Raw genomic sequence first — 4,719 nt, forward strand, 5'->3', positions numbered from 1 at the left:
GAGAAATAGTCAAATCTGTTTTCTTTTGCAGCCTTTGCTGCTGCCTCAAGCCGTGAGGAGTAGCAGCAGCCGCATCGGGCTTTTTTATTGTAACTCAAACCTTCAGGTTTGACATTTTCAAGGCTAAAGCCTTGAGTTACAGTTTCTGTCTTCAAGGTATTTTTTAAAAACTCCTCAAGATTGTATTCGTCTCTGTAGAGCATCTTTATATCCATCTTTTCGGCAAGGGTTTTCACAGCGGTAAGCCTTTTCTGATATTCTGTATATGGGTGGATGTTCGGATTAAAGAAAAACCCCCATATATCTATCTCTCCTTTAAGGAGTTTCTTCATTGGGTAGATAGCACATGGACCGCAGCAGATATGAATTAAAATGCGTTGCATAATTTTTTTTAAAACAATTTCTCCTGACTCCTGACTCCTGACTCCTGACTTTCTTTATAAACCCTTCCCATATGTTCATATGCCAGTTTTGTTGCAATCCTTCCCCGTGGTGTCCTTTGAATAAAACCTTCCTGCAGTAAGTATGGTTCATAAACATCTTCTATGGCATCCTTTTCTTCATGCAAACTTGCTGAAAGGGATTCTATGCCAACAGGTCCGCCGCTGAATTTATCAATAATAGTCAGCAGTATCTGCCTGTCCATCTTATCAAAACCCTTTTTATCTATCTCCAGACATCTTAAAGCCTCATCAGCAACATTCTTTGTTATAATACCGTCTGCCTTCACCTGTGCAAAGTCCCGCACCCTTTTTAAGAGCCTGTTTGCAATCCTTGGCGTCCCCCTTGAACGCATTGCAATCTCTACGGCGCCGTCATCGTTTATTTCAATATTTAAGATGCCTGCTGACCTCTTAACAATAGTTTTCAGTTCAGAAGGGGCATAAAAATCCAGTCTGGAGATTATGCCAAACCTGTCCCGAAGCGGCGATGTTAAAAGTCCTGCCCTTGTTGTAGCGCCAATAAGCGTGAACTTTGGTATGTCAAGTTTGATGCTCCTTGCAGAGGGACCCTGTCCAATGATTATGTCTATGTGATAGTCTTCCATTGCAGGATAGAGAATTTCTTCTACAACACTGGATAATCTATGTATCTCATCAATAAAGAGGACATCATGCTCTTCAAGATTTGTAAGTATTGCAGCCAAATCACCTGCCCTTTCTATAACAGGGCCAGAAGTAGTCTTTATATTTACATTAAGTTCATTGGAGATGATGTAGGCAAGGGTTGTTTTGCCAAGACCAGGGGGACCGCAAAACAGAACATGGTCAAGCGACTCGTTTCTGCCCCTTGCAGCATCAATAAAGACCTTCAGGTTCTCTTTTATTGCGCTCTGACCCACATAGTCGTTTAAAGACCTTGGCCTTAAAGTGGCATCAAATACCTTTTCATCTTCTAATACTATGGGTGCGATGTTTTCTCTTTTATCCATTTGCCAAAACCCTTAGTGTTTCTTTAAGCAAGACATCAAATTTGGCATCTTTGTTTGATGCCTTAACCTTTTCCAGAGCCTTTTCTGACTGCTGTGTTTTATATCCGAGATTTAAGAGCGCTGACAGCACATCGTTATACATCTCGTCCTTTCCATCATATCTGGTTTTATGATGCACTGTCTTTGATATTACAGCACTGACCTTATCCCTTAATTCCACTACCAGCCTCTCTGCTGTTTTACCGCCAATGCCGGGTATAGACTTAAGTTTGGACATATCATTATTTGACAGTGCATGGGTAAGTTCGTGTGCATTAATCCCTGACAGTATATTCCTTGCCAGCCTCGGTCCAACACCTGACACACCTATCAGCAGTTGGAATATCTCCTTTTCCACCTGTGTAAGAAAGCCGTACAACTGCATGGCATCTTCTCTTACATGGGTATATGTATTCAGACTGATATGCTCATGTATATCAGGCAATCCATAATAGGTAGAAAGTGGTATATGGACTTCATAGCCGACACCTGCAACATCAATTATTACTGATTCAGGAGATTTGTATATAAGTTTACCTGTTATATGGGCAATCATAATTAAATACGGGCTATGGGCTATAGGCTATGGGTTTTCCTATCGCCTATTGCCTCTCGCCCATTGCCTGCCGTTATGGTGTATATGGCATATTGCCACTGCCAGTGCATCAGCGGCGTCTGCTTTTGGAATAACAGGCATTTTTAGAAGCGTCTTAACCATCCTTTGAACCTGCTCTTTGGTAGCATTACCATATCCAACAATAGACTGTTTTACCTTAGCAGGGCTATACTCAAATACAGGGAGGTTAGCCTTGCCGGCACACAGGAGTGCCACACCCCTTGCCTGTCCGAGCATTATTGCACTCCTGACATTTTTGGCAAAAAAGATGTCTTCAACTGCAACTGCATCAGGTTTGTAATCTGCAATGATATTACAAAGCAAATCAAACACTATACTAAGCCTTTCCTGCAATGGAGACTTTTTAACTGTAGAAATACTTCCGTCAGAGACACAAAATAACTTGCCCTTTTTGTTGTCTACAACACCATAACCTGTAGTAATACTGCCCGGGTCAATGCCAAGAATACGCATTTACCCACCCCCTATCTTGTATTTTGAGTTTTATTTTATACCATCTTAAGCCCATAAATGCACTCTTATTTTTGAGAGATAAATTTCTCCTTGACATTGTTTCAATAATTCGCAATAATGCAAACATGAAAAAAGAAATCTTTGAACTGCATGCATTGGTTTGTAAAACCCTTGCCAATCCAAAAAGGCTGGAGATTTTATATGCCTTAAAAGAGGGTGAACTCTCTGTTGGTGAACTGGTTGAAAGACTTGCCGTAACAAAGGCAAATGTATCCCAGCATCTGTCGCTACTGCGGCAGGCAAGGGTGGTTACCACAAGGAGAGAAGGGGTGAATATTTATTACAAGATTTCAAATCCAAAAATCATACAGGCATGCGGCATTATGAGAGATGTATTGATGGAGCAGTTTAAGGAAGGCGGAAGGCTTGCAAAAAAAATGAAGGTCTGATTTTTTTTTAAAAAAGATAGTTTCAAACTTGCGAAATTTATAAAAGCAATCAAGGCTAAAGCCTTGAGTTACCCTGCTTCCGCTCTCGCCGTCTGTAACTCAACCCTTTAGGTTTGAGGGTTTTACAAAACCTAACAAACAGGAGGTTTTATGTCCCACAATCTTTCAAGGGAATTCTTTGCAATGTATCATGCAGCGGTTTTTGAAGCGCTTGGCGATGATGCGCAGAAATACAATGTTAAAATCGGCATAACCCTTGCAAACCATTTATTAAAAAATCTGGCAAAACATCCTGAAAACGAGGAAGAGTTCAAAAATATCATAGAATCCTATTTTAAATCATCATTCCAATTTTCAGATATTGCAGATATGAAATTCGGCGGCGACGGCAGCGCATCTTTGTATGTTAAAGGCTGCGACATATGCCCCGGCAATGAGATATTGCGCGGCATGGGCAAAAAGGGGATGTGTCCGATAGCGCACCTTGTAAAATCTTTGATGGCAAGGACACTCAAAAAACATGTTGAACTTCTTGGGAGCGATAAACCGGGACCTGTTGGCGAGTGCTATCTGAAATACAAGGTTGGCTAAATGGGGATTAAATTTTGCTCCGAAAATATCTTTTTGCTGTTGATGCCTGCCCCGCTTGCAAACCCGTTGCCTCTAAAAGCCTCCCATCCTGACGGTTTGCCAGCGGGACAGGCATCAACAATATTTTTATGCCCCTTTGTGAGCCATGTAAGAGACTGAGTGAGATAAGGTTCATGTGGATTCCACCTGATAAATACGATGCGTGGTATCAAACACATCTCGGCAGTTTGTGCGATAAGTTAGAGAAAGATGCAATATTCTCTTTGTTTAAACCGAAAGGGCTTGTGTTGGATATAGGCTGTGGAACAGGGAATTATACTTATGAGGTGCAAAAAAGAGGCGGGAAGGCAGTTGGCATGGATACAGATTTTGATATGGTTTTATTTGCCAAAAATAAGGCAACGATAAAGGGCGTAAAGCCTTTGTTCATTGTCGGCAATGCTCAAGCACTGCCGTTTAAGGACAATTTATTTGATGGAATTCTAGAGGTTACTGCCTTGTGTTTTATAAGGCATCCTGAAACAGTCATCAAAGAAGCACACAGGGTTTTAAAATCAGACGGCACGATTGTTATTGGAGAATTGAACAGACTCAGTTACTGGGCATTTTTAAGAAGGGCTAAAGGTTGGTTCAAAGAAACTGTTTATAAGCATGCAAGGTTTTTCAGCATTAGCACATTGACAGAAATGCTGCATGAAACGGGATTTAAAGATTTACAAAGGTCGTCCTGCCTCCATTTTCCTCCGATAGATTCAAAATGGTTTTTAAAAATATATAAAATCTTTGAAAAGGCAGGCAGAACCGTATTCCCAAAAGACGGGGCGTTCCTAGTAATAACAGGGAGAAAGTAAAGGTTTTTATAAAAATCGGGGTTTTCACAAGGAGGTCCCATGCGAAAATTTTCGCTTGTTGAGTTTTCTGTTGAGCATCCTAAGTTAATTGTAGTTCTGTCGGTCATTGTTACGCTTATATTCATGACACAGTTTCCAAAGATGAAGACAGACACCAACCCCAAGAACATGCTGCCTGCAACATCGGATGTGCGAGTATGGAATGACGAGGTTGACGGCGCCTTCGGACTGTATGAGGACATGATAGTGGTAGGAGTTAAAAACGAA

At 41.1% G+C, this 4,719-nt stretch carries 8 protein-coding genes; 4 read left to right on the top strand and 4 right to left on the bottom strand.

The genetic code is table 11. The features are described 5' to 3' along the window. From HZC45_09380 to ruvC, 4 genes are all read right to left on the bottom strand, one after another. Positions 1-383: epoxyqueuosine reductase QueH (locus HZC45_09380; GenBank protein ID MBI5683349.1), on the bottom strand; the 383-nt coding region annotated here is incomplete at its 3' end. An 8-nt stretch (positions 384-391) separates the two neighbouring features. After that, positions 392-1,432 (bottom strand): Holliday junction branch migration DNA helicase RuvB, encoded by a 1,041-nt coding sequence (ruvB, locus tag HZC45_09385; GenBank protein MBI5683350.1) that lies wholly within the window; start codon positions 1,430-1,432, stop codon positions 392-394. Next, positions 1,425-2,027: a Holliday junction branch migration protein RuvA gene (gene ruvA / locus HZC45_09390; GenBank protein MBI5683351.1), complete on the bottom strand. Its 603-nt coding sequence runs from the start codon at positions 2,025-2,027 to the stop codon at positions 1,425-1,427. The genes ruvB and ruvA overlap by 8 nt, the downstream gene beginning before the upstream one ends. Positions 2,028-2,066: 39 nt before the next feature. Then, on the bottom strand, positions 2,067-2,561 hold the full coding sequence (ruvC, locus tag HZC45_09395; protein ID MBI5683352.1) for a crossover junction endodeoxyribonuclease RuvC: 495 nt from the start codon (positions 2,559-2,561) through the stop codon (positions 2,067-2,069). Between the two features lie 125 nt (positions 2,562-2,686). Here ruvC and HZC45_09400 point away from each other — a divergent pair, with 125 nt between their 5' ends. From HZC45_09400 to HZC45_09415, 4 genes are all read left to right on the top strand, one after another. Further along, positions 2,687-3,010 (top strand): winged helix-turn-helix transcriptional regulator, encoded by a 324-nt coding sequence (locus HZC45_09400; GenBank protein ID MBI5683353.1) that lies wholly within the window; start codon positions 2,687-2,689, stop codon positions 3,008-3,010. Positions 3,011-3,160: 150 nt separating this feature from the next. Continuing rightward, positions 3,161-3,601 carry a hypothetical protein gene (locus tag HZC45_09405; protein MBI5683354.1) on the top strand — a complete coding sequence of 147 codons (441 nt, stop codon included), beginning with the start codon at positions 3,161-3,163 and terminating at the stop codon, positions 3,599-3,601. Between the two features lie 173 nt (positions 3,602-3,774). Then, a complete protein-coding gene (locus tag HZC45_09410) occupies positions 3,775-4,452 on the top strand; it encodes a class I SAM-dependent methyltransferase (GenBank protein ID MBI5683355.1) in 678 nt (225 codons plus the stop codon). Positions 4,453-4,491: 39 nt separating this feature from the next. Continuing rightward, a partial coding sequence (locus HZC45_09415) for a hypothetical protein (protein MBI5683356.1) occupies positions 4,492-4,719 on the top strand: 228 nt, incomplete at its 3' end.

This window comes from Deltaproteobacteria bacterium, from assembly GCA_016223005.1.
GTDB lineage: Bacteria > Desulfobacterota > GWC2-55-46 > UBA9637 > GWC2-42-11 > JACRPW01.